Source organism: Aliivibrio friggae, from assembly GCF_057368515.1.
Genome location: NZ_CM170648.1, coordinates 890,131 through 912,504, shown reverse-complemented (window position 1 = coordinate 912,504; position 22,374 = coordinate 890,131). Strand labels below are relative to the sequence as shown.

General features: G+C 40.4%; 20 protein-coding genes. 6 read left to right on the top strand and 14 right to left on the bottom strand.

All coding sequences use genetic code 11. The features are described from left to right. Nucleotides 1-82: 82 nt before the first annotated feature. The 8 genes from sucD to sdhC form a co-directional block, all read right to left on the bottom strand. Nucleotides 83-955: a succinate--CoA ligase subunit alpha gene (gene sucD, locus AC2INI_RS04295; RefSeq protein WP_122035635.1), complete on the bottom strand. Its 873-nt coding sequence runs from the start codon at nucleotides 953-955 to the stop codon at nucleotides 83-85. Further along, the gene (gene sucC, locus AC2INI_RS04290; RefSeq protein ID WP_122035636.1) at nucleotides 955-2,121 is read right to left on the bottom strand and encodes an ADP-forming succinate--CoA ligase subunit beta; all 1,167 of its coding nucleotides are present in this window, start codon (nucleotides 2,119-2,121) and stop codon (nucleotides 955-957) included. Before sucC ends, sucD begins: the two co-directional genes overlap by 1 nt. Nucleotides 2,122-2,273: 152 nt before the next feature. Next, on the bottom strand, nucleotides 2,274-3,485 hold the full coding sequence (gene odhB, locus AC2INI_RS04285; RefSeq protein ID WP_486305412.1) for a 2-oxoglutarate dehydrogenase complex dihydrolipoyllysine-residue succinyltransferase: 1,212 nt from the start codon (nucleotides 3,483-3,485) through the stop codon (nucleotides 2,274-2,276). 19 nt (nucleotides 3,486-3,504) lie between these two features. Beyond that, nucleotides 3,505-6,321: a 2-oxoglutarate dehydrogenase E1 component gene (gene sucA / locus AC2INI_RS04280; RefSeq protein ID WP_122035639.1), complete on the bottom strand. Its 2,817-nt coding sequence runs from the start codon at nucleotides 6,319-6,321 to the stop codon at nucleotides 3,505-3,507. A gap of 122 nt (nucleotides 6,322-6,443) precedes the next feature. Next, complete coding sequence (locus AC2INI_RS04275) at nucleotides 6,444-7,157, bottom strand: succinate dehydrogenase iron-sulfur subunit (protein WP_122035641.1); 714 nt, start codon at nucleotides 7,155-7,157, stop codon at nucleotides 6,444-6,446. A 12-nt stretch (nucleotides 7,158-7,169) separates the two neighbouring features. Continuing rightward, a complete protein-coding gene (gene sdhA / locus AC2INI_RS04270; protein WP_122035643.1) occupies nucleotides 7,170-8,936 on the bottom strand; it encodes a succinate dehydrogenase flavoprotein subunit in 1,767 nt (588 codons plus the stop codon). Further along, nucleotides 8,936-9,283 (bottom strand): succinate dehydrogenase, hydrophobic membrane anchor protein, encoded by a 348-nt coding sequence (sdhD, locus tag AC2INI_RS04265; RefSeq protein ID WP_122035645.1) that lies wholly within the window; start codon nucleotides 9,281-9,283, stop codon nucleotides 8,936-8,938. Before sdhD ends, sdhA begins: the two co-directional genes overlap by 1 nt. Then, nucleotides 9,277-9,672, bottom strand: coding sequence for a succinate dehydrogenase cytochrome b556 subunit (sdhC, locus tag AC2INI_RS04260; RefSeq protein WP_486305690.1), 396 nt, complete (start codon nucleotides 9,670-9,672; stop codon nucleotides 9,277-9,279). The genes sdhD and sdhC overlap by 7 nt, the downstream gene beginning before the upstream one ends. Nucleotides 9,673-10,064: 392 nt before the next feature. Between sdhC and AC2INI_RS04255 the strand changes: the two genes are divergently transcribed. Further along, the gene (locus AC2INI_RS04255; RefSeq protein WP_122035650.1) at nucleotides 10,065-11,354 is read left to right on the top strand and encodes a citrate synthase; all 1,290 of its coding nucleotides are present in this window, start codon (nucleotides 10,065-10,067) and stop codon (nucleotides 11,352-11,354) included. A 100-nt stretch (nucleotides 11,355-11,454) separates the two neighbouring features. Here AC2INI_RS04255 and AC2INI_RS04250 read toward each other — a convergent pair whose 3' ends face one another. The 3 genes from AC2INI_RS04250 to seqA form a co-directional block, all read right to left on the bottom strand. After that, nucleotides 11,455-12,210 carry a Nif3-like dinuclear metal center hexameric protein gene (locus AC2INI_RS04250; RefSeq protein ID WP_486305689.1) on the bottom strand — a complete coding sequence of 252 codons (756 nt, stop codon included), beginning with the start codon at nucleotides 12,208-12,210 and terminating at the stop codon, nucleotides 11,455-11,457. A gap of 73 nt (nucleotides 12,211-12,283) precedes the next feature. Next, nucleotides 12,284-13,930, bottom strand: coding sequence for a phosphoglucomutase (alpha-D-glucose-1,6-bisphosphate-dependent) (pgm, locus tag AC2INI_RS04245; protein ID WP_486305411.1), 1,647 nt, complete (start codon nucleotides 13,928-13,930; stop codon nucleotides 12,284-12,286). 48 nt (nucleotides 13,931-13,978) lie between these two features. Then, a complete protein-coding gene (gene seqA, locus AC2INI_RS04240) occupies nucleotides 13,979-14,527 on the bottom strand; it encodes a replication initiation negative regulator SeqA (protein WP_122035656.1) in 549 nt (182 codons plus the stop codon). Nucleotides 14,528-14,621: 94 nt separating this feature from the next. Between seqA and AC2INI_RS04235 the strand changes: the two genes are divergently transcribed. The 3 genes from AC2INI_RS04235 (at nucleotide 14,622) to fldA (ending at nucleotide 16,292) form a co-directional block, all read left to right on the top strand. Beyond that, a complete protein-coding gene (locus AC2INI_RS04235) occupies nucleotides 14,622-15,398 on the top strand; it encodes an alpha/beta fold hydrolase (RefSeq protein ID WP_486305410.1) in 777 nt (258 codons plus the stop codon). 86 nt (nucleotides 15,399-15,484) lie between these two features. Next, nucleotides 15,485-15,706, top strand: coding sequence for a DUF2788 domain-containing protein (locus tag AC2INI_RS04230; protein WP_122035661.1), 222 nt, complete (start codon nucleotides 15,485-15,487; stop codon nucleotides 15,704-15,706). Nucleotides 15,707-15,764: 58 nt separating this feature from the next. Next, nucleotides 15,765-16,292, top strand: coding sequence for a flavodoxin FldA (gene fldA, locus AC2INI_RS04225; RefSeq protein WP_122035663.1), 528 nt, complete (start codon nucleotides 15,765-15,767; stop codon nucleotides 16,290-16,292). Nucleotides 16,293-16,346: 54 nt separating this feature from the next. On the opposite strand, the gene AC2INI_RS04220 is transcribed toward fldA, so the two are convergent. Further along, entirely contained in the window at nucleotides 16,347-16,811 is a 465-nt protein-coding gene (locus tag AC2INI_RS04220) for a hotdog fold domain-containing protein (RefSeq protein ID WP_122035665.1), read from the bottom strand. Nucleotides 16,812-16,991: 180 nt separating this feature from the next. Between AC2INI_RS04220 and fcrX the strand changes: the two genes are divergently transcribed. Then, on the top strand, nucleotides 16,992-17,435 hold the full coding sequence (fcrX, locus tag AC2INI_RS04215) for a ferric iron uptake transcriptional regulator FcrX (protein WP_122035667.1): 444 nt from the start codon (nucleotides 16,992-16,994) through the stop codon (nucleotides 17,433-17,435). Nucleotides 17,436-17,513: 78 nt separating this feature from the next. Here the strand turns inward: fcrX and glnS are convergent, their stop codons facing one another. Both glnS and nagE read right to left on the bottom strand, forming a co-directional pair. Next, complete coding sequence (gene glnS / locus AC2INI_RS04210) at nucleotides 17,514-19,172, bottom strand: glutamine--tRNA ligase (RefSeq protein WP_486305409.1); 1,659 nt, start codon at nucleotides 19,170-19,172, stop codon at nucleotides 17,514-17,516. A gap of 175 nt (nucleotides 19,173-19,347) precedes the next feature. Next, entirely contained in the window at nucleotides 19,348-20,838 is a 1,491-nt protein-coding gene (gene nagE / locus AC2INI_RS04205) for an N-acetylglucosamine-specific PTS transporter subunit IIBC (RefSeq protein WP_122035671.1), read from the bottom strand. Nucleotides 20,839-21,237: 399 nt separating this feature from the next. Here nagE and nagA point away from each other — a divergent pair, with 399 nt between their 5' ends. Continuing rightward, nucleotides 21,238-22,374, top strand: a complete 1,137-nt coding sequence (gene nagA, locus AC2INI_RS04200; RefSeq protein ID WP_122035673.1) for an N-acetylglucosamine-6-phosphate deacetylase — start codon at nucleotides 21,238-21,240, stop codon at nucleotides 22,372-22,374.

Here is a 22,374-nt window from a genome sequence, read left to right as displayed (position 1 = left end):
ATTTCATAAGGTAACAGATACAAAAAAGCCATTCATATTTCTATAAATGGCTTTTGCTTCATTCATGTCTTGGTTTAAATGATTACCAACCAGTCACTTCACGAAGTGCTTTACCGATATCAGCAAGGCTTTTTACTGTTTTAACGCCTGCTTCTTCAAGTGCTGCAAACTTATCTTCAGCCGTACCTTTACCACCAGAAATAATCGCACCGGCATGGCCCATGCGCTTACCAGGAGGAGCAGTAACACCAGCAATGTAAGATACAACTGGTTTTGTAACATTGTGCTTAATAAACTCAGCTGCTTCTTCTTCCGCAGTTCCGCCGATCTCGCCAATCATTACAATTGCTTCTGTTTCTGGATCCTCTTGGAACAGTTTTAAGATATCAATGAAGTTTGAACCAGGAATTGGATCACCACCGATACCAACACACGTTGATTGGCCAAAGCCTTCATCTGTTGTTTGCTTAACTGCTTCATAAGTCAGCGTACCTGAACGAGATACGATACCAACTTTACCTTTCTTATGAATGTGACCAGGCATGATACCAATCTTACATTCATCAGGAGTGATAACACCCGGACAGTTAGGACCAATCATTACTACGCCTTCAGCATCTAGACGAACTTTAACGTCAAGAAGATCAAGTGTTGGAATACCTTCTGTAATCGTTACGATAAGCTTAATGCCCGCATCGATTGCTTCAAGGATTGCATCTTTACAGAAAGGAGCCGGTACATAAATAACAGAAGCCGTTGCGCCAGTTGCTTCAACAGCATCACGAACCGTGTTAAATACAGGAAGACCAAGGTGAACTTGACCGCCTTTGCCTGGTGATACTCCACCAACCATTTTTGTACCGTAATCAAGAGCTTGTTCAGAATGGAAAGTACCTTGACCACCAGTGAAACCTTGGCAGATAACTTTTGTATCTTTATTAATTAGTACAGACATTATTTGCCCTCCGCAGCAGCAACAACTTTTTCAGCCGCTTCAGTTAATGAAGTAGCAGCAATGATATTTAGGCCACTTTCAGCCAGTTTTTGTGAACCAAGAGGTGCGTTGTTACCTTCAAGGCGAACAACAACAGGAACTTCTACACCCACTTCTTCAACAGCACCAATGATGCCATCTGCAATTAGGTCACAACGTACAATACCACCAAAGATGTTTACTAGAACGGCTTTAACATTGCTGTCTGATAGAATAATTTTGAACGCTTCAGTTACTCGCTCTTTTGTCGCACCGCCGCCAACATCAAGGAAGTTAGCAGGTTGGCCACCGTGTAGATTTACGATGTCCATTGTGCCCATAGCAAGACCAGCGCCGTTAACCATACAACCAATGCTACCATCAAGAGCAACGTAGTTTAGTTCCCACTGTGCAGCATGCGCTTCGCGCTCATCTTCTTGAGATGGATCATGCATTTCACGCAGTTTTGGTTGACGGTACATTGCGTTTGAATCAATGTTAATTTTACCATCTAGACATAGAAGATTACCTTCTGCTGTCACAACAAGAGGGTTAATTTCCAGTAGAGCTAAGTCGTACTCAGCAAACATATTGCCAAGACCTAAAAAGATCTTAACAAATTGCTTAATTTGATCGCCTTCAAGACCAAGCTTAAATGCTAATTCACGACCTTGGAAAGCTTGAGGACCTACTAGTGGGTCAATCGCTGCTTGGTGAATTAACTCTGGCGTTTCTTCAGCAATCTTCTCGATATCCACACCACCTTCAGTAGATGCCATGAAAACGATACGACGCGTAGCACGGTCAACAACCGCACCTAAATATAATTCGTTTGCAATATTTGATGCTTCTTCAACCAAAACTTTAGTTACTGGTTGTCCGTTAGCATCCGTTTGGAAAGTCACTAGATTTTTACCTAGCCACTTTTGAGCGAACTCTTTAACGCCTTCTTTTGTATCATGCAGTTCAACACCACCCGCTTTACCACGGCCACCGGCGTGTACTTGACATTTTACTACTTTCTTAGCAGTGCTGATTCGTCCTGCTGCTTCAAAAGCTTCTTGTGCTGTATCGCATGCGTAACCTTCAGGTACAGGAAGGCCATATTCAGCAAACAGTTGCTTTGCTTGATATTCATGTAAGTTCATTATGTTCTATCCATTTTATGTTATTCCCTTTAATGGGAATTTTTAATGTCCTAAGACGCTCTAAGGCATCTTTCTATTTTTATCCAATAATGAAGTTGAATAAGAGGCTGCCGTGAGCATGGCAGCCTTTGTTTATAACTAAAAGTTTACTATTAAACGTCTAGCAGTAAACGAGCAGGATCTTCAAGCAACTCTTTAATCGTTACAAGGAAACCTACCGACTCACGACCATCAATAAGACGGTGATCGTAAGATAATGCAAGGTACATCATTGGTAGAATTTCTACCTTTCCGTCAACCGCCATTGGGCGATCTTGAATTTTATGCATACCTAGAATTGCTGCTTGTGGTGGGTTAATAATTGGGGTCGACATAAGCGAACCAAATACACCACCATTTGTGATAGTAAAGTTACCACCAATCAAATCTTCAACCGCTAACTTTCCGTCACGACCTTTGATTGCAAGCTCTTTGATGCCTTTCTCAATATCAGCAAAGCCAAGTGCATCACAGTCTTTTAGTACTGGAGTTACCAAACCACGCGGTGTAGAGACCGCCATGCTGATATCAAAATAGTTATGATAAACAATATCATCACCATCAATTGATGCGTTAACCTCAGGGTAACGTTTAAGTGCTTCAGTTACTGCTTTCACATAGAAAGACATGAAGCCTAAACGTGTACCGTGACGCTTTTCAAACTGCTCTTGATACTGTTTACGAAGTTCCATGATTGGCTTCATGTTTACTTCATTAAACGTTGTTAGCATTGCTGTGTTGTTTTTCGCTTCTAACAGACGTCTTGCTACTGTTTTACGAAGACGCGTCATTGGTACGCGCTTTTGACTGCGATGTGCTAATGCTTCTGCTGGCACTTCCGCTGCTTTTTCTGCTTTTGGTGCCGCTTTTAATGCTGCAATGTGAGCATCAACATCTTCACGAGTAATACGACCACCAACACCAGTACCTTTCACATCAGAAGAAGCAATGTCATGCTCACCCAATAGGCGACGAACAGCAGGACTTAACGCATCATTACTCTCTTCAGATAAAGACGCTGTATGGCGCTTATCTGGAGATGGTTGAGTATCATTTGTTACATCTTTTGTTGGTTCGCCAACAACTGCACCTGGCTTAAGACGTGCAAGTAATTGCTTAGAAAGAACCGTTGCACCATCTTCTTCTAAAATAGCCTCTAGTACACCAGCTTCAGGCGCTGGTACTTCTAGAACCACTTTATCCGTTTCAATGTCTACAAGTATTTCGTCACGCTCAACTGCATCACCAGGTTTTTTATGCCATGTTGCTACAGTAGCGTCTGCTACAGATTCAGGTAAATCTGGAACCAGAATTTCGATTGTCATATCCGTTTTCCTATACTTTCTAGTTCTTATTTAGGGTCAGAGCGTCTTCAACTAACGCTTTTTGTTGTTTCACGTGCACTGACATATAGCCAACTGCCGGAGAGGCAGACGCTGGACGTCCTGCATAATGTAAGATTGCATTATCTGGTAATGCTGAACGGAAGTTATGTTGGCTCGAGTACCAAGCGCCTTGGTTTTGAGGCTCTTCTTGACACCAAACGTAATCTTCAACATTCGTGTATTGTGCAATTGCAGCTTCTACATCTTCTTTCGGGAATGGGTAGAGCTGTTCAATACGAACAATCGCAACATCACTTTGCTCATTAGTGCGGCGTTGCTCTAATAGATCAAAATAAACTTTACCAGAACAAAATACGACACGTTTCACTTGTGCTGGGTCTAAAGCATCAATTTCAGGAATTGCTGGTTGGAAGTTTCCTTCCGCTAATTCTTCTAATGATGAAGTACACAGTGGGTGACGTAATAATGATTTAGGTGACATAACAATCAGCGGACGACGCATTGGACGTACAACTTGACGACGTAACATGTGGTACACCTGTGCAGGCGTCGATGGAACCACCACTTGCATGTTTTGTTCTGCACACATTTGTAAAAATCGTTCAAGCCTTGCTGACGAATGCTCAGGACCTTGACCTTCATAACCATGAGGTAGCAACATAGTTAGACCACACATACGGCCCCACTTTTGTTCTCCTGATGAGATAAATTGGTCAATAACTACTTGTGCACAGTTAGCAAAATCACCGAATTGTGCTTCCCAAATAGTTAAACCGCCAGGTTCTGCTGTTGCATAGCCGTATTCAAAAGCAAGTACTGCCGCTTCAGAAAGTACAGAATCATGCACTTCAAATGGGCCTTGTTTATCATGAATATTCGCTAATGGTACGTAAGTACTTGCATCAGATTGATTATGAAGAACAGCATGACGATGGAAGAATGTACCACGACCAGAATCTTGGCCAGTAATACGAATACGCTTACCTTCATCAACCAACGTTGCATACGCTAATGTTTCAGCCATACCCCAATCAATGGCTTTTTCACCAGCAACCATCGAAGTTCGGTCATTACACATTTTATTTACGCGACTGTGCAACTTGTGACTTTCTGGATACTGGCAAACACGTTGGCCAAGCTCGACTAGACGCGCTTTATCAAATTCATTTGCCCATTCCATGTTCCAGTCATGACCAATAAAAGGAGTCCAATCCACATTATGTAGCTGCATTGGTCGCCACTCTTTCACTACAACTTCACCATGATCAAGCGCATCACGGTACTCATTGATCAATTGTGTCGTTATTTCCAGCTCAAGCTCTTGACGTGCAACCAACATATCCGCATAAATTTTACGAGGTGTTGGGTGCTTTTTGATTTTTTGATACATCAAAGGCTGCGTAGCATTTGGTTCATCAGCTTCATTGTGACCATGGCGGCGATAACATACTAAATCAATCACTACATCACGTTTGAATTCATTGCGGTAATCCAAAGCAATACGAGTAACGAAGGCAACCGCTTCTGGATCATCCGCATTTACATGGAAAATTGGAGCCTGAACCATTTTAGCGATATCAGTACAATATTGCGTTGAACGTGTATCTTTTGGATTCGATGTTGTAAAACCAACTTGGTTATTAATAACAATACGAATCGTACCACCCACTTGGAATGCACGAGCCTGAGACATATTGAATGTTTCAGCTACCACACCTTGACCCGCGATTGCAGAATCACCATGAATAGTAATTGGAATAACTTTATCACCAGCTGAGTCATTTAAACGGTCTTGTCGCGCACGAACAGAACCAATAACAACAGGGTTAACAATTTCAAGGTGAGATGGGTTGAATGCAAGGGCTAAATGAACATTACCACCAGGGGTAGCAAAATCTGAAGAGAAGCCTTGGTGGTATTTAACATCACCAGTACCCCATGATTCGCCATGCTTACCTGCAAATTCATCGAATAAGTCTTGTGGTTTTTTACCTAGAACATTAATCAGCATGTTCAAGCGACCACGGTGAGCCATCCCGATAACAACTTCGCGACCACCATTTTCACCAGCACGGCGAATGATTTCTTTTACCATAGGAACCATGGCATCGCCACCTTCCAATGAGAATCGCTTCGCACCTGGGAATTTAGCGCCTAAATAACGCTCTAAGCCTTCGGCAGCCGTTAGCTCTTCAAGGAACGTTAATTTTTCTTGTGCTGTAAAAACAGGATTACCCGCTACAGATTCTAAACGCTGTTGGATCCAACGCTTTTCTTCTGTATTAGTAATATGCATGTATTCCGCACCAACAGAGCCACAATAAGTGCCACGTAATGCGTTATACAGATCAGAAAGTTTCATTGTCTCTTGCCCTGAAGCAAAAGAACCAACGTTAAATGTTTCTGAGAAATCTTCGTCATTCAAATTATGAAAAGAAGGTTCTAATTCAGCAACATATTCATGTTGTTGTAGTGCTAATGGGTCTAAATTTGCATTTTGGTGACCACGAAAACGGTATGCATTAATTAACTGCAATACTCTTACTTGCTTAGCATCTACATCTGGATCATTAACTTGAGCACTAACTTGCTTTGTTTCTTTCGCAAGACGACGGAAATAATCTCGTACAGGGGAATGAGCTTGCTCTGATGCGCCAGTATTTTCGACTGGAAGCGTATCAAAAACTTCTCTCCATTCATCGCTAACGATTTCCGGGTCACTGAGATAGAGTTCATAGAGGTCTTCTACGTACGTTGCATTAGCGCCAGCTAAATGTGAAGACTCAAACCATGCCTTCATCACGCTATTCTGCATTATTTTCCCTTAATCCAGTAGTTTCACGTCTATCCCGGTCTTCTGTGCCGGGCTTATAAACTTCAACTTACTTACTGCCTAATAATATTTACTAAATCAATAAGTAAGTTGAGGGAGTATGGTTATACCGCTTTTTTCAATAGCATTGTCTTAATATGACCAATTGCTTTTGTTGGGTTTAACCCTTTAGGACATACACTTACACAATTCATTATGCCATGGCAACGAAAAACACTGAAAGCATCGTCTAAATTAGACAAACGTTCATTTGTCGCCGTATCGCGGCTATCAATTAACCAACGATAAGCTGCAAGAAGCCCTGCAGGTCCGATGAATTTATCAGGGTTCCACCAGAATGATGGGCATGATGTTGTACAACATGCACACATAATACATTCATATAACCCATCTAAGTGCTCACGTTCTTCAGGAGACTGTAGGTTTTCTCTTGAAGGCGGTGTTGCTCCATCATCAATTAAGAAAGGTTTTACCTTCTCATAGTTTTCATAGAACTGGCCCATATCAACAATCAGGTCACGAACAACTGGTAATCCTGGTAATGGGCGAATAACAAGATCCCCTTTACCAATCAACTCAGATAATGGCGTAACACAAGCTAGACCATTCTTACCATTCATGTTCAATCCATCAGAACCACACACACCTTCTCGGCATGAACGACGGAATGACAAAGTAGGATCTTGCTCTTTAAGTAGGATAAGTGCATCAAGCACCATCATGTCAGAGCCTTCTTCCACTTCTAACGTATACGCCTTCATGTGAGGAGCATTATCTACATCCGGATTGTAACGGTAGATTGAAAAATTTAATTTCATCTTTCTGCCCTCTTAGTACGTACGTGCTTTAGGTGGGAATGCTTCACGATGGATAGGCTCCATGTTCACACCACGCTTAGTCATCGATTCTGTCTCAGGGTTATACACTGAATGACATAACCAATTCGCATCATCACGCTCAGGGAAGTCAAAACGAGCATGCGCTCCACGACTTTCTGTACGGTAGTTTGCTGCAACTGCCGTCGCAAATGCCGTTTCCATCAAATTTTCTAACTCTAAACACTCAATTCGTTGCGTGTTAAATTCTGTTGATTTATCAGCTAGGTAAGCATTTTTAAGGCGTTCACGAATCACTTTAAGCTCTTCAAGGCCTTTTGCCATTGCATCACCTTCACGGAATACAGAGAAGTTGTTTTGCATACATTGTTGTAAATCTTTACGGATTTGAACTGGATCTTCACCACCCGTACTGTTTTCCCAACGATTGTAACGCTCAAGAGAAGCTTCAATATCGGCATCAGTCGCAGGTTTAGCTTCAGCTTGCTTCTTCAGTGTTTCACCTAAATGAAGCCCTGTTGCACGGCCAAATACCACTAAATCAAGCAGAGAGTTACCACCTAAGCGGTTAGCACCATGTACTGATACTGAGGCAATCTCACCACATGCAAATAGACCTTGAATTTCAACATCAGCACCAGCGGCATCTTGTTTAATCGCCTGACCTGATACTTGTGTTGGTACGCCACCCATCATGTAATGACAAGTAGGAATAACTGGGATTGGTTCTTTTACTGGATCTACGTGAGCAAAGGTACGAGACAACTCACACACACCAGGTAAACGAGACTCAAGCGTTTCTTTACCTAGGTGATCCAATTTAAGCTTAATATGAGGACCCCAAGGACCATCACAACCACGGCCTTCACGGATTTCGACCATCATTGAACGAGCAACAACGTCACGGCCTGCTAGGTCTTTCGCGTTTGGAGCATAACGCTCCATGAAGCGTTCACCATCTTTATTCAGTAGGTAACCACCTTCACCACGACAACCTTCAGTTACAAGAACCCCTGCACCTGCGATACCCGTTGGGTGAAATTGCCACATTTCAATATCTTGCATTGGAACGCCAGCACGAATAGCCATACCAACACCATCACCAGTATTGATGTGCGCATTAGTTGTAGAAGCGTAAATACGACCCGCACCACCAGTTGCTAAGATCGTTGCCTTAGCTTTGAAGTAGCATACTTCACCTGTTTCCATACAAAGTGCAGTTGTACCTAAGATGGCACCATCTTCGTTTTTAACTAAATCAAGCGCATACCACTCAGAAAAGATGGTCGTTTTATGCTTAATATTTTGTTGGTATAAGGTATGAAGCAAAGCATGACCTGTACGGTCTGCTGCTGCAGCGGTTCGTGCTGCTTGCTCACCACCAAAGTTTTTAGATTGGCCACCAAACGGACGCTGATAAATTGTACCGTTTTCAAAACGAGAAAAAGGCAATCCCATTTTTTCTAATTCAATAACAGACTCAGGGCCGTTTTTACACATGTATTCGATAGCGTCTTGGTCACCGATATAATCAGAACCTTTAACCGTATCATACATATGTTGTTCCCAATGATCTTCGTGTGCATTACCTAGAGCAACAGTAATACCTCCTTGAGCAGATACGGTATGAGAACGAGTTGGAAATACTTTTGATAACAAGGCACATGATAGACCTTGTTCTGAAATTTGTAGTGCAGCTCGCATACCTGCACCACCAGCACCGATTACAACGGCATCAAATTCTCTAACAGCAATACTCACTACACACCCCACACAATAACTAAACCAGAGAAGAAATATCCCAAAAGAACTGACACTAAACCAAGCTGAAGCAGAGCACGCAACATCACAGGTTTAATATAATCAGTAAGTACTTGCCATAAGCCAATCCATGCATGGATAAGAATGGAAAGAAGCGCTAGCATAGTAAATACTTTTGTGAACAAGCCACCGAAGAAATTTGTCCATGATAGATAGGTAAGCTCTGGGCCAAATGCGCAGAAACCGACGATATATACTGTGTATAGGGTAAGAATGATCGCGCTAGCACGAATTAAGATAAAATCGTGTACACCATTACGACCGAAGGAAGATACGTTAGCTACCATACCAATACTCCTGCTAAAAGTGATAATACCGCTGTAATTGCAAATGCAACCTTTGCACTATGAGTCCCAGACTCAAGCTCTTCAAAGTAACCCATGTCCATCATTAAATGACGAACACCTACCACAATATGATAAGCAAGGGCGGTCAGAATTCCCCACATAATGAATGTCACAAAAAAACCATCAATATGATCGGCGGCTTGTGTGAATCCAATAGGCGAAGAAAGCGACAGGTTTAACAACCAAAGCAGTATTCCAACAGAAACAAAAGTAATCACACCACTTACGCGATGTAAAATTGAAGCGATAGCCGTTAATGGAAAACGGATCGTTTGTAGATCTAGATTGACAGGTCTTGACTTTTTAACTTTCACAAGGGGCTCACTCAGCTCCATTGAGCATATTATTGTTATAGATACCTCTGATCTATCAAAAGCTAGTTAAATTTAACATTTTCGTAACTTTCATTGTGAGCGACATCTCTTTTTATAAGCTTTTTTGTAAATCAAACTCTATTATTAAGGAGATGAAAATCACGTTAACCCTATATTACATAAGGGACAGACCAGAAACTCAGCCGCAGTATACGATGTGAAACATCTGATTACAAACCTATAAATAATACCTACATCACACCACAGAAAATTAACTTTTTTTTCATTAAAAATATAAACAAGTGCACACATAAGCGCACAAAAATTGACATTAGGTTGTGTAATGGGTACAAAGTTCTCACTCTCATATCCGGGATAAAATAAAAATATAACAAAAGGAGAATGTTATGGCAGATAAAAAGGCAACTCTTCACATTGAAGGACAAGCCCCAATCGACATGCCAATCATGGATGGAACTATCGGTCCTGAAGTGATCGATGTGCGTAAACTAGGAGCAAGTGGTTACTTCACATTTGACCCAGGTTTTCTTGCCACTGCATCTTGTGAGTCTCAAATAACTTATATCGATGGCGACAAAGGTGTATTGCTGCACCGTGGTTACCCTATCGATGAATTAGCCAATAATGCAGATTACTTAGAAGTCTGTTACATACTACTTAACGGACAAGCGCCAAGCCGTGATGAGTACGAAACGTTTAAAGAAATTGTCACTCGCCATACAATGGTACATGAGCAAATTTCAAGTTTCTTCCATGGTTTCCGTCGTGATGCCCACCCAATGGCCGTTATGTGTGGTGTAGTTGGTGCATTAGCTGCTTTCTACCATGACTCATTAGATGTTAGTAATGATGAGCACCGCGAAATTGCAGCATTTAGATTGCTTTCTAAGATGCCGACACTTTCTGCAATGTGTTATAAATACTCTATTGGTCAGCCGTTTATCTATCCGCGTAATGACTTAACGTACGCTGAAAACTTCTTACACATGATGTTTGCCAATCCATGTGAAGAATACGAAGTGAACCCTGTTGTCGCTCGTGCTATGGATAAAATCTTTACGCTACATGCTGACCACGAACAAAATGCTTCAACATCAACGGTACGTTTAGCGGGCTCTTCTGGCGCTAACCCATTTGCTTGTATTGCTGCAGGTATTGCTTCTCTATGGGGACCTGCTCATGGTGGTGCAAACGAAGCGTGTTTACGCATGCTTGAAGAAATTGGTTCTCTTGACAATATCGATGAGTACGTTGCAAAAGCAAAAGACAAAGATGACCCTTTCCGCTTAATGGGCTTTGGTCACCGTGTTTATAAAAACTATGACCCACGTGCAACAGTAATGCGTGAAGCATGTCACGAAGTACTAAAAGAACTAAACATTAAAGATCCACTGCTAGATGTTGCAATGGAACTTGAACGTATTGCGCTTTCTGATGAATACTTTGTTTCTAAGAAGCTATATCCAAACGTAGATTTTTACTCAGGTATTATCTTAAAAGCGATTGGTATTCCTGTGTCTATGTTTACTGTTATTTTCGCACTGTCTCGTACTGTTGGCTGGATTGCACACTGGAGCGAAATGCACAGTGATCCAAATAACCGTATCGGTCGTCCGCGTCAACTTTACACAGGTGAAGAGCTTCGTGAGTTTAAACCACTTCATGAGCGTGAATAAGTTAGAACTTAAATTCAGAATCGGATTTAAATCGTTAGACTTATAAACAAAAAAGGTTGATGTATTAGCATCAACCTTTTTTATTGTTCAAGAATAGAAACTATACTGGATTATCAATATCAATAAATTTCACATCAAAACCATACTCTTTCGCTAACCATTCACCCAGAGCCTTAACACCATAGCGCTCGGTCGCATGATGACCAGCGGCAAAATAGTGAATACCTAATTCACGCGCGATATACGTCGTTCTTTCAGATACCTCGCCAGAAATAAACGCATCAATCCCTTGCTGTGCAGCTAACTCAATGTAATCTTGTCCACCACCAGAACACCAAGCTACCGTTTTTATCTCTTTATCAACATCAGGTGTTATATGCAGAGGGGCTCTGTTCAATACTTGATCAATTCGTGCGCCTAATTCTTCGCCAGATAACGCAACGTCAAACTCCCCTTTCATTGCGATAGATTGAGGAGTTGCTTCTAGCCCTTCCACATTTGAAATAGCGAATAAACGTGCTAATTCTGCATTGTTACCTAATGTTGGGTGAATATCTAAAGGAAGATGGTACGCAAGTAAATTGATATCATGTTTAATTAAAGAACGAATACGATTACCCTTCATTCCTTTAATTGACTCACTTTCACCTTTCCAAAAGTAACCATGGTGAACGAGCAAAGCATCTGCATTTTGTTCAATAGCGGCATCAATTAATGCTTGTGAAGCGGTTACACCTGTAATGATTTTTTTGACTTCAGATTTGCCTTCGACTTGTAATCCGTTTGGGCAATAGTCTTTAATTAATTGAGGTTTAAGCTCTTTATTTAATAGCTGTTCTAGCTGAAAATTGTTCATCATTATCGTCCGTTTTTAATAATAAAAAAGCAGCGACATGCGCTGCTTTTTATTAATTCTTTACTGGTTTTAATTATAAGCCAGCGTCTTTAAATACGTTACTTACAATCTCTTGAGCTTCTTGTTCAATCAATGCTAAATGTTCAGCACCTTTAAAGCTTTCACAGTAAATCTTGTAGATCTCTTCTGTTCCCGATGGGCGAGCAGCAAACCAACCATTCGCTGTCGTGACTTTGAGGCCGCCAATCGCTGCACCATTACCTGGAGCATGCGTTAAACGAGCCGTGATCTCATCACCAGCAAGTGTTGTTGCTGAGACCATTTCAGGAGACAATTTACTTAATACTGATTTTTGTGCTTTATTAGCAACCGCTTGAATGCGGTTATAGCTAGATTCGCCATGCTGAGCTGCAAGTTTATTATAGTACTCTTGAGGGTTCATACCTGTTACCGCTGTAATTTCAGCCGCAAGAAGACACAAAAGAATACCATCTTTATCAGTTGACCAAGGTGTACCATCAAAGCGCAAGAAAGAAGCACCAGCACTCTCTTCACCACCAAAGCCTAAACTGCCATTGTACAGTCCATCAACAAACCATTTAAAGCCAACAGGTACTTCGCATAGATCACGGCCCAAATCAGCAACAACTTTATCAATAATCGCTGAAGACACTAGAGTTTTACCTACGGCAACCTCTGGCTTCCAGTCCGGACGATTACGATATAAGTAATCAATACATACTGCTAGATAATGATTTGGATTCATTAAGCCTGATGGCGTAACGATACCATGACGATCATAATCAGGATCATTACCAAACGCTAAATCGTAATCATCTTTTAAAGACAACAAACCAGCCATTGCGTAAGGTGAAGAACAATCCATACGTACTACGCCGTCTTTATCTAACGACATAAATTGGAATGAAGGATCAATTGCTTCACTTACTAGAGTTAAATCCAGATCAAATGCTTGACCAATTTGACGCCAGTATTCAATACCAGAACCACCAAGTGGATCTACACCTAATTTAAGATTTGCTTTTTGAATCGCATCAATATTAATAACGTTTTTAAGATCATCAATATATGGCTTCACTAAATCCACTTGCTTAACCAGATCAGATTTCATTGCTTCATTGATCGCAATGCGCTTCACACCACTTAACTCATTCGCGATATAGGCATTGGCTTGGTTTTCAATCGCCGTAGTTAACTCACCTTCCGCTGGACCACCGTGTGTCGGGTTATATTTGATCCCACCATCTTGAGGAGGATTATGCGAAGGGGTAATAACGAGACCATCTGCTTTATGATCACATTTAACATTATGAGTTAGAATTGCATGAGATATGCCAGGTGTTGGAGTATAGCCATTATCTTCTTGGATAATCACTTCAACACCATTAGCCACAAGCACTTCAATGGTAGAAGTAAATGCAGGTTCAGATAAAGCGTGTGTGTCTTTACCTAAGAAAAGTGGGCCTGTTACCCCTGTTTCTTTACGAACATCAGCAACAGCTTGAGCAATCGCCCAAATATGGTGCTGATTAAACGTTGCTTTATCAGAAGTCCCTCGGTGACCAGAGGTACCAAACTGAACTTTTTGATCTGGGTTAGTTGCATCAGGTTCTAATAAAAAGTAATTAGCAACTAATGCGGGGATGTTGTGTAAATCTTCTTGCTGAGCTTTCTGCCCAGCGCGAGGATGTATAGCCATTTGACGATTCCTTGTGACAAATTATGTTTTGAGCTGTAACTCAAAAATTTAAATCGCCGCGCACACTTTTTCTGTCAAATCATGATGGAAACCCATACGCTCCATCAACAATTCAACCATGTGGCGCTTGCGATTAGTATTTGTATTCGTGATAACCCAAAATGGAGTGCCATTGATTTCTCTTGGCTTGGTTGTTTTACCACTTGCAATCAATGTGTCTTGATTGTCTGCAAAATAAACTCGAGTTCTTCCCTTCACTTCTGTCGCTTCAGAGAATGCTTTTGAGTCAATTTTATATAATTCTGAAAGTACCGTTAAAAAACGATCGATTGCTTTATCTAATGCTGAGAATTCATCAGAGATTAATAAGGTACGTACCGCTTTAACACGATCTACTGATATCTCTTTACCTGCATCTTTGCTGACTACAATGCCTTTTTTCTGAACTTCAACAGGAGTAGAAACAGAAATAGCAGAGTCTAAAGGTGATGTCTGCATTAAGAGACGACGTAAAATATCAGAGGCACTTTCACCGATGTGTTGAGTTTGGCTCGCAATAAAGCGGTATAGTTCTTCGTCTACTTCAATTGTCTTCATTATATGGTTCGTATTCTATAATCTATTTATGAAGGCACGATTATACATTGTATAATCGTGATACTCTACGACAAACCTAACACTACGCAGAAAAATGAAGCTACTTAACTATAAAGAACAAGGAAATGGGGATCCTTTGATCCTTATTCATGGCCTATTTGGTAATTTAGATAATCTCGGGTTACTTGCGAGACAATTTGAAAATGATTATCGAGTGATCAGTGTTGATCTTCGAAACCATGGACACTCATTTCAATCTGACGAGCATAATTACCACGCGCTTGCCGCTGATGTGATTCAATTACTTGAACACTTGTCCATTTCATCCGCGCACCTTATTGGCCACTCTATGGGCGGTAAAGTTGCTATGGCTATTGCTGACATCAAACCATCATTGCTGGCTTCACTCGTTGTATTAGATATGGCTCCTATCGCTTATCCAGAGCGAAAGCACGATGCTGTCTTTTCTGGTCTTCAGCAATTAATAGAGACTCCACCTGCCAGCCGTAAAGAAGCAGACACGATACTTGCTCGCTCTATTGTTGAGCCGGGTGTGCGTCAGTTTTTAAGTAAATCACTGTATAAAAACGGCGAGCACCTCGCGCTTCGTTTTAATGTAAGCGCCTTATTCGATAATTATTCTCATATTATTGGTTGGGATAAAATAACTCCGTTCGGTGGAAATGTTCTGTTTGTAAAAGGTCAGAACTCCGATTACATCATCGCCGACTACCAACAAGACATTATCGCGCAATTTCCAAATGCAAAAGCGCATGTCGTTAATGGCACTGGCCACTGGCTACATGCAGAAAAACCAGACACCATTTATCGAGTCATAAATCGTTTTATAGAAAAAGTGGCTCTACGATAATCCATACCAACAAAGTCAAAGCTATGATATAGTTTTGCCAAATTATTCGATCAAATTAAGGTCGCTAACTTAGATAAGGGTGATTCATGCTGTATGAACATTTTGATCTCATTGAATCTATTGGCTTAGATTTACTGTTTGCCTCGATATTCTTCTTTATCGGCATGGCGATTAAAGATGTCCTTAAACAAGCAAATGTTCCTCCTTTTGGCCGAAAAATTGTTTGGCTTGTTCTATTCTTAGGTTGTGCAGGCTTTATAGCAAAAGGACTTATTCAACTAAGCTGGGAAGGTTCCGGTCTTGGTTGATATCCAGATCAAATACTAACTATTTTTAATTAACACAGACAATACAGGTATTCATCATATGGCAAGTGTAGGACTCTTCTTTGGTAGCGATACAGGTAACACTGAAGCTATTGGCAAGATGATTCAAAAACAGCTTGGTAAAAAGCTGGTTCATGTTCAAGACATTGCAAAAAGCAGCAAAGAAGACATTGATAATTTCGATCTTCTTCTTTTAGGTATCCCTACATGGTACTACGGTGAAGCTCAATGTGATTGGGATGATTTCTTTCCTGAATTAGAAGGTATTGATTTCTCAACTAAACTTGTTGCTATCTTTGGTTGTGGTGATCAAGAAGATTACGCAGAGTACTTCTGTGATGCTATGGGTAATATCCGTGATATCGTTGAAGCTAAAGGCGGGACTATCATTGGTCATTGGCCGACTGAAGGTTATGAATTTGAAGCATCTAAAGCATTAGTAGACGAAAATAATTTCGTTGGTTTATGTATTGATGAAGATCGTCAACCTGAGCTAACTGACACACGTGTAACTGCATGGGTTACCCAAATCCATGAAGAAATGTGTCTTGCAGAATTAGAAGACTAATTCTCATTAATGATGCTCTCTATCTTATTTTTTATAATAAGAAATTAGAGAGCATCATCTAAACTCTGGTTTTTTTCTTACATACAAAGTTCTATTCACCCGCGCGACCACTTTTCCTTTTTTATCATATATATACACTTCAAATTTCGGAAAGCATTTCTCTCCAGCTTCAGTAAGCTGCTTAATTTCTTTAATTTTCTCATTTGAGATTACAAAGTGTGCATTCAAATCACTAGTACCTGGTGAAATAAAATCTATTTCAGACTGCTTATCCCAAACAAAATACTCCTCTCTTAGTATCCCCATTAACATTAATGAAAATACGGGATCTGTCATAGAAAAAATACTCCCTCCATACTGGCTTCTATTTGCATTACGATTCCAAAAGCGATCTTTTAATATGACTCGCACTTCTTGAAAATCAGGAGCTATAGTTTGAATAGAGATCCCAGCCCCCCAAAATGGGGGCCAAATATTCAATGCCCTTCTAACGATTTTTGGGGTAAAGTACTTATACATATTTATTATCCTTAATTCTGGTCTGACCTCATCATAATAGTTTTATTCACAAAAGATCAACATCTATTTTTTTGTAAGAGATCGTGCAGATAAGGTATCAACTGGATTGAATGTTCCCTATAATTAACTTATTAAAACTGCACAAAAAATCGATGCAGAATGTCAATACAGGAAAAGTCGATGTCAGATAACAACCAAGCACTAAAAAAAGCCGGTTTAAAGGTTACTCTTCCACGCCTGAAGATTTTAGAAGTACTTCAACAACCAGATTGCCAACACATCAGTGCAGAAGATTTATATAAAAAATTAATAGATATTGGCGAAGAAATTGGCCTTGCTACTGTATACCGCGTATTAAACCAATTTGATGATGCAGGTATCGTTACTCGTCACCACTTTGAAGGTGGTAAATCTGTATTTGAATTAGCAACTCAACATCATCATGATCATTTAGTTTGCCTAGATTGCGGTAAAGTGATCGAATTCTCTGATGAAATGATTGAAGAGCGTCAAAAAGAAATAGCACAAAAATATAATGTACGACTAACGAACCACAGTTTATATCTATACGGCCACTGTATTACTGGTGACTGCATTGAAAATAATGAAGCTCATAACTGTTAATCGCTCAATGTAACAAATACTAGTCATAAAAAAACCAGCATTTCTGCTGGTTTTTTATTATTTATTACTTAGTGAAGATTAACCTTCCCAAGTATCACGTAAGCCTACTGTACGGTTGAAAACAAGAGCCTCTGATGTAGAATCTTTGTTATCAATACAGAAGTAACCAGTACGCTCAAACTGATAGCCCGCTTCTGCTTCTGCTGTTGCTAAGCTTGGTTCTACAAAACCATTCTTAGTAATCAATGACTCAGGATTAATACTCTCTGAGAAATCTTCTAAAGCGGCAGGATTTGGCACGTTGAATAAACGATCGTATAAACGGATCTCTGCAGGAATTGCTTTCTCTGCTGATACCCAATGAATTACGCCCTTCACTTTGCGGCCATCTGCTGGATTTTTACCTAGCGTTTCTGCATCATAGCTACAGAAGATAGTGGTAATGTTACCTGCTTCGTCTTTTTCAATACGATCAGCTTGAATAACATAAGCGCCACGTAGACGAACTTCTTTACCAAGAACCAAACGCTTATATTTTTTGTTTGCTTCTTCACGGAAGTCATCTTGTTCTATGTACACTTCACGAGTGAATGGTACATCGCGTTTACCCATTTCAGGTTTGTTAGGATGATTAGCTACGCTAAGTGTCTCAACTTTACCTTCTTCGTAGTTTTCAATTACGATTTTAACAGGTTCAAGAACAGCCATTGCACGAGGTGCATTTTCATTCAAATCATCACGAATACAAGATTCTAATGAGCCAAATTCGATCATGTTTTCTTGCTTAGTCACACCAATACGCTTACAGAACTCACGAATAGATGCAGCAGTAAAACCACGACGACGTAAGCCTGAAACGGTAGGCATACGTGGATCATCCCAACCGTTTACTAATTTTTCAGTCACAAGTTCATTCAGCTTACGCTTAGACATGATTGTGTATTCTAAGTTTAGACGACTAAACTCATACTGATGTGGTTGACAATCAATTGTAATATTTTCTAATACCCAATCGTATAAACGACGGTTATCTTGGAATTCTAACGTACAGATTGAATGTGTAATGCCTTCAAGCGCATCAGAAATACAGTGAGTAAAATCGTACATTGGGTAGATACACCACTTATCACCAGTTTGGTGATGAGAAGCGAAACGAATACGATAAATTACAGGATCACGCATTACGATAAAAGAAGAAGCCATGTCGATTTTTGCACGTAGGCAGATCGTTCCTTCTTTAAATTTACCATCACGCATTTGTTCAAATAGCGCAAGGTTATCTTCTACGCTACGATCACGGTATGGGCTATTTTTACCTGGCTCTTTCAGAGAACCACGGTACTCACGGATTTGATCTGACGTTAACTCATCAACATAAGCTAAGCCTTTCTCAATCAATTCAACCGCGTAGCCATACAGTTTATCGAAATAGTTTGAAGAGTAATGAATATCACCGCTCCAATCAAAACCTAACCATTTAACGTCATTTTTGATTGATTCAACGTATTCAATATCTTCTTTTTCAGGGTTAGTATCATCAAAACGTAGATTACACTGTCCCTGGTAATCTTGAGCAATACCAAAATTCAAACAGATAGATTTTGCGTGTCCGATATGCAGATAGCCATTTGGCTCTGGCGGGAAACGAGTATGGACACTGGAATGTTTACCTGACTTTAGGTCTTCATCAATAATTTGACGGATAAAGTTGGTAGGACGAGTTTCAGTTTCACTCATCTAAAGCACCTCATTGGTATTAGTAATTGCAAAAAGAACAGATTGTTCATATAGCCCTATGATCCACAATTATGCGCCAATACTCAATATATAGAATCAAATAGTTTCTTTATTTGCATAAAAAAAGCCGCTCTAGCTAGAGCGGCTTCGTTATTTGAGTTTATTTACTCAATAATTATGGTAATGCTACTGCACTTAAGTCTTCAGAAGCTGGGATTTTTTTCATTTCGCCAGCAACGATTTCAGCAAGAGGACCTAGGATAACTTGAACATTGTTTGAACCAAGTTTCACTACACCCATTGCACCAAGACCTTTAAGTTGCTTCTCACTGATTACGCTAGTGTCTTTAAGAGTTAGACGTAGACGTGTGATACAAGCATCGATGTTTTCTAGATTCTCGTGACCACCTAGAGCTTTAAGGTATTGCTTAGCTAGTTCACCCGTTTCTTTAGAACCACGGATTGAGCTTTCTTCTTCGTCGTCGTCTTCACGGCCTGGAGTCTTAAGGTTGAACTTAACGATTACAGCGCGGAATACGAAGTAGTAGATTGCGAAGAATACGATACCTTGGATAATTAGCATGTACCAGTTAACAGCTAGTGGGTTACGAGTAGAAAGAACCATATCTACTAGACCTGCTGAGAAACCGAAACCTGCAATCCACTGCATAGAAGCTGCGATGAATACTGAGATACCTGTTAATGCTGCGTGAACTACGTATAGCGCAGGAGCAAGGAACATGAATGAGAATTCAAGTGGTTCAGTAACACCAGTGAAGAACGATGCGAAACCTGCAGCAATCATGATTGATGCTACTTTTTCTTTGTTCTCAACTTTAGCTGTGTGGTAAATAGCTAGTGCTGCACCTGGTAGACCAAACATCATGATTGGGAAGAAACCAGCTTGGTACATACCTGTAACACCTACAGTTGCAGTACCTTCAGCGATAGACTTAGCGCCACCTAGGAAGTTAGGGATGTCGTTAATACCAGCAACGTCGAACCAGAACACTGAGTTAAGTGCATGGTGAAGACCTACAGGGATAAGTAGACGGTTGAAGAATGCGTAAATACCAGCACCTGCAGAACCCATACCTTGGATTGATTCACCAAAGTGTACAAGGCCACCGTAGATTGCAGGCCATACGTACATTAGTACGAATGCGATTAAGATACCTGCAAAAGAAGTTAAGATAGGTACAAGACGCTTACCTGAGAAGAATGCAAGTGCTTTATGCAGTTCAACAGCAGAGAAACGGTTGTAGATCTCAGCAGATACGATACCAACTAGGATACCAACAAATTGGTTATTGATTTTACCAAATGCAGCAGGAACTGCAGAAGGGTCAATACCTTGAATTTGAGCTACTGCACCAGGTGCAAGAAGTGTTGTTACAACAAGGAAACCAACAAAACCAGAAAGTGCTGCTGCACCATCTTTATCTTTAGACATACCATAAGCAACACCAACTGCGAACAGTACTGACATGTTGTCGATGATAGCCGCACCAGCTTTAATTAAAAACGCTGCTAGTGCACTGTTGCCGCCCCAAGCCACTGGATCAATCCAGTAACCAATACCCATTAAAATAGCTGCTGCAGGTAGTGTAGCAACTGGTACCATCAGTGCTTTACCTACTTTTTGAAAATATCCTAAAATATTCACCTTTAGATTCCCCCTATAAGGATTTTAGATTTTTTTGAATAGCGTAATAAATTCACTATAAACTTATTTCGTTACTCGTTATTAACAGGGTCAGTGTAAGTGATTAATTTCGCCCCGCAAATTAAAAGCGAGCTAATTGTGATCATTATCACCTGTAGAGCGAATATTTAGGGGTTTTTGCTAGCGAGATCATAAAACTTATTTTATCATTCGAAAGAATAGAGCATCAGGAATAATATTTGGCTTATATAGAGTCAAACTTTGTCATTACTGAACGTAACATTTAGACAATTTGAGTGTACCGCTCAGTAAGCAGTTCTATTTTCACTTGCTTAAAAATTTCAACGAAAAAAGTTCATATTTTTTCGTACTCTAAATTATAACTTAAGGATTCAAGCTATGTATGCGCTAACTAACTGTAAGGTTTATACTGGTAACGATGTTCTTGTTGATCATTCTGTTATCATTAACGGAACAGAAATCGAAGCCATCTGCCTCACTTCAGAACTACCACAAGGCATTGAATTAGTAGATTTAAATGGTGCCAACCTTAGCCCTGGTTTTATTGACCTGCAATTAAATGGCTGTGGCGGTGTGATGCTAAATGATGAAATCACAGCAGAAACAATGCAGATCATGCATGAAGCAAACCTTAAATCTGGTTGTACTAGCTTCTTACCTACTTTGATTACCTCTTCAGATGAAGATATGCGCGCTTCAATTACCGCAGCTCGTGAATATCACGCTAAGTATCAAAACCAATCTTTAGGTTTACACCTTGAAGGTCCTTACTTAAACGTAATGAAAAAAGGCATTCATAGCGTCGACCATATCCGTCCATCTGATTCTGATATGATCCAATTAATCTGTGATAACGCAGATTTAATTGCAAAAGTAACACTGGCACCTGAACAAAACGATCCTGAGCACATTGAACGTCTTCATAAAGCTGGCATTGTAGTTTCTATTGGTCACACTAACGCAACTTATGCTGAAGCTCGCCAAGGGTTTGAATCAGGCATCACTTTCGCTACGCATTTATTCAATGCAATGACGCCAATGGTTGGTCGTGAACCTGGTGTTGTTGGTGCTATCTACGATACACCAGATGTTTATGCTGGCATCATTGCGGATGGCTTCCATGTTGACTATGCAAACATCCGTATTGCACACAAAATAAAGAAAGAAAAACTAGTATTAGTGACGGATGCCACAGCTCCTGCAGGTGCTGACATGGAATACTTTATTTTTGTGGGTAAGAAAGTATATTACAAGGATGGTAAATGTGTTGATGAAAATGGCACATTAGGCGGCTCAGCTCTGACTATGATTGAAGCAGTTCAGAATACAGTTGAGCACGTTGGTATCGCTTTAGACGAAGCTCTACGTATGGCTACTCTATATCCTGCTCAAGCAATGGGTGTAGATAATAAACTTGGCCGAATCAAAAAGAACATGGTTGCAAACCTTGCAATTTTTGATCGTGACTTCAATGTAAAAGCGACTGTTGTGAACGGACAATACGAGCAAAGTTAA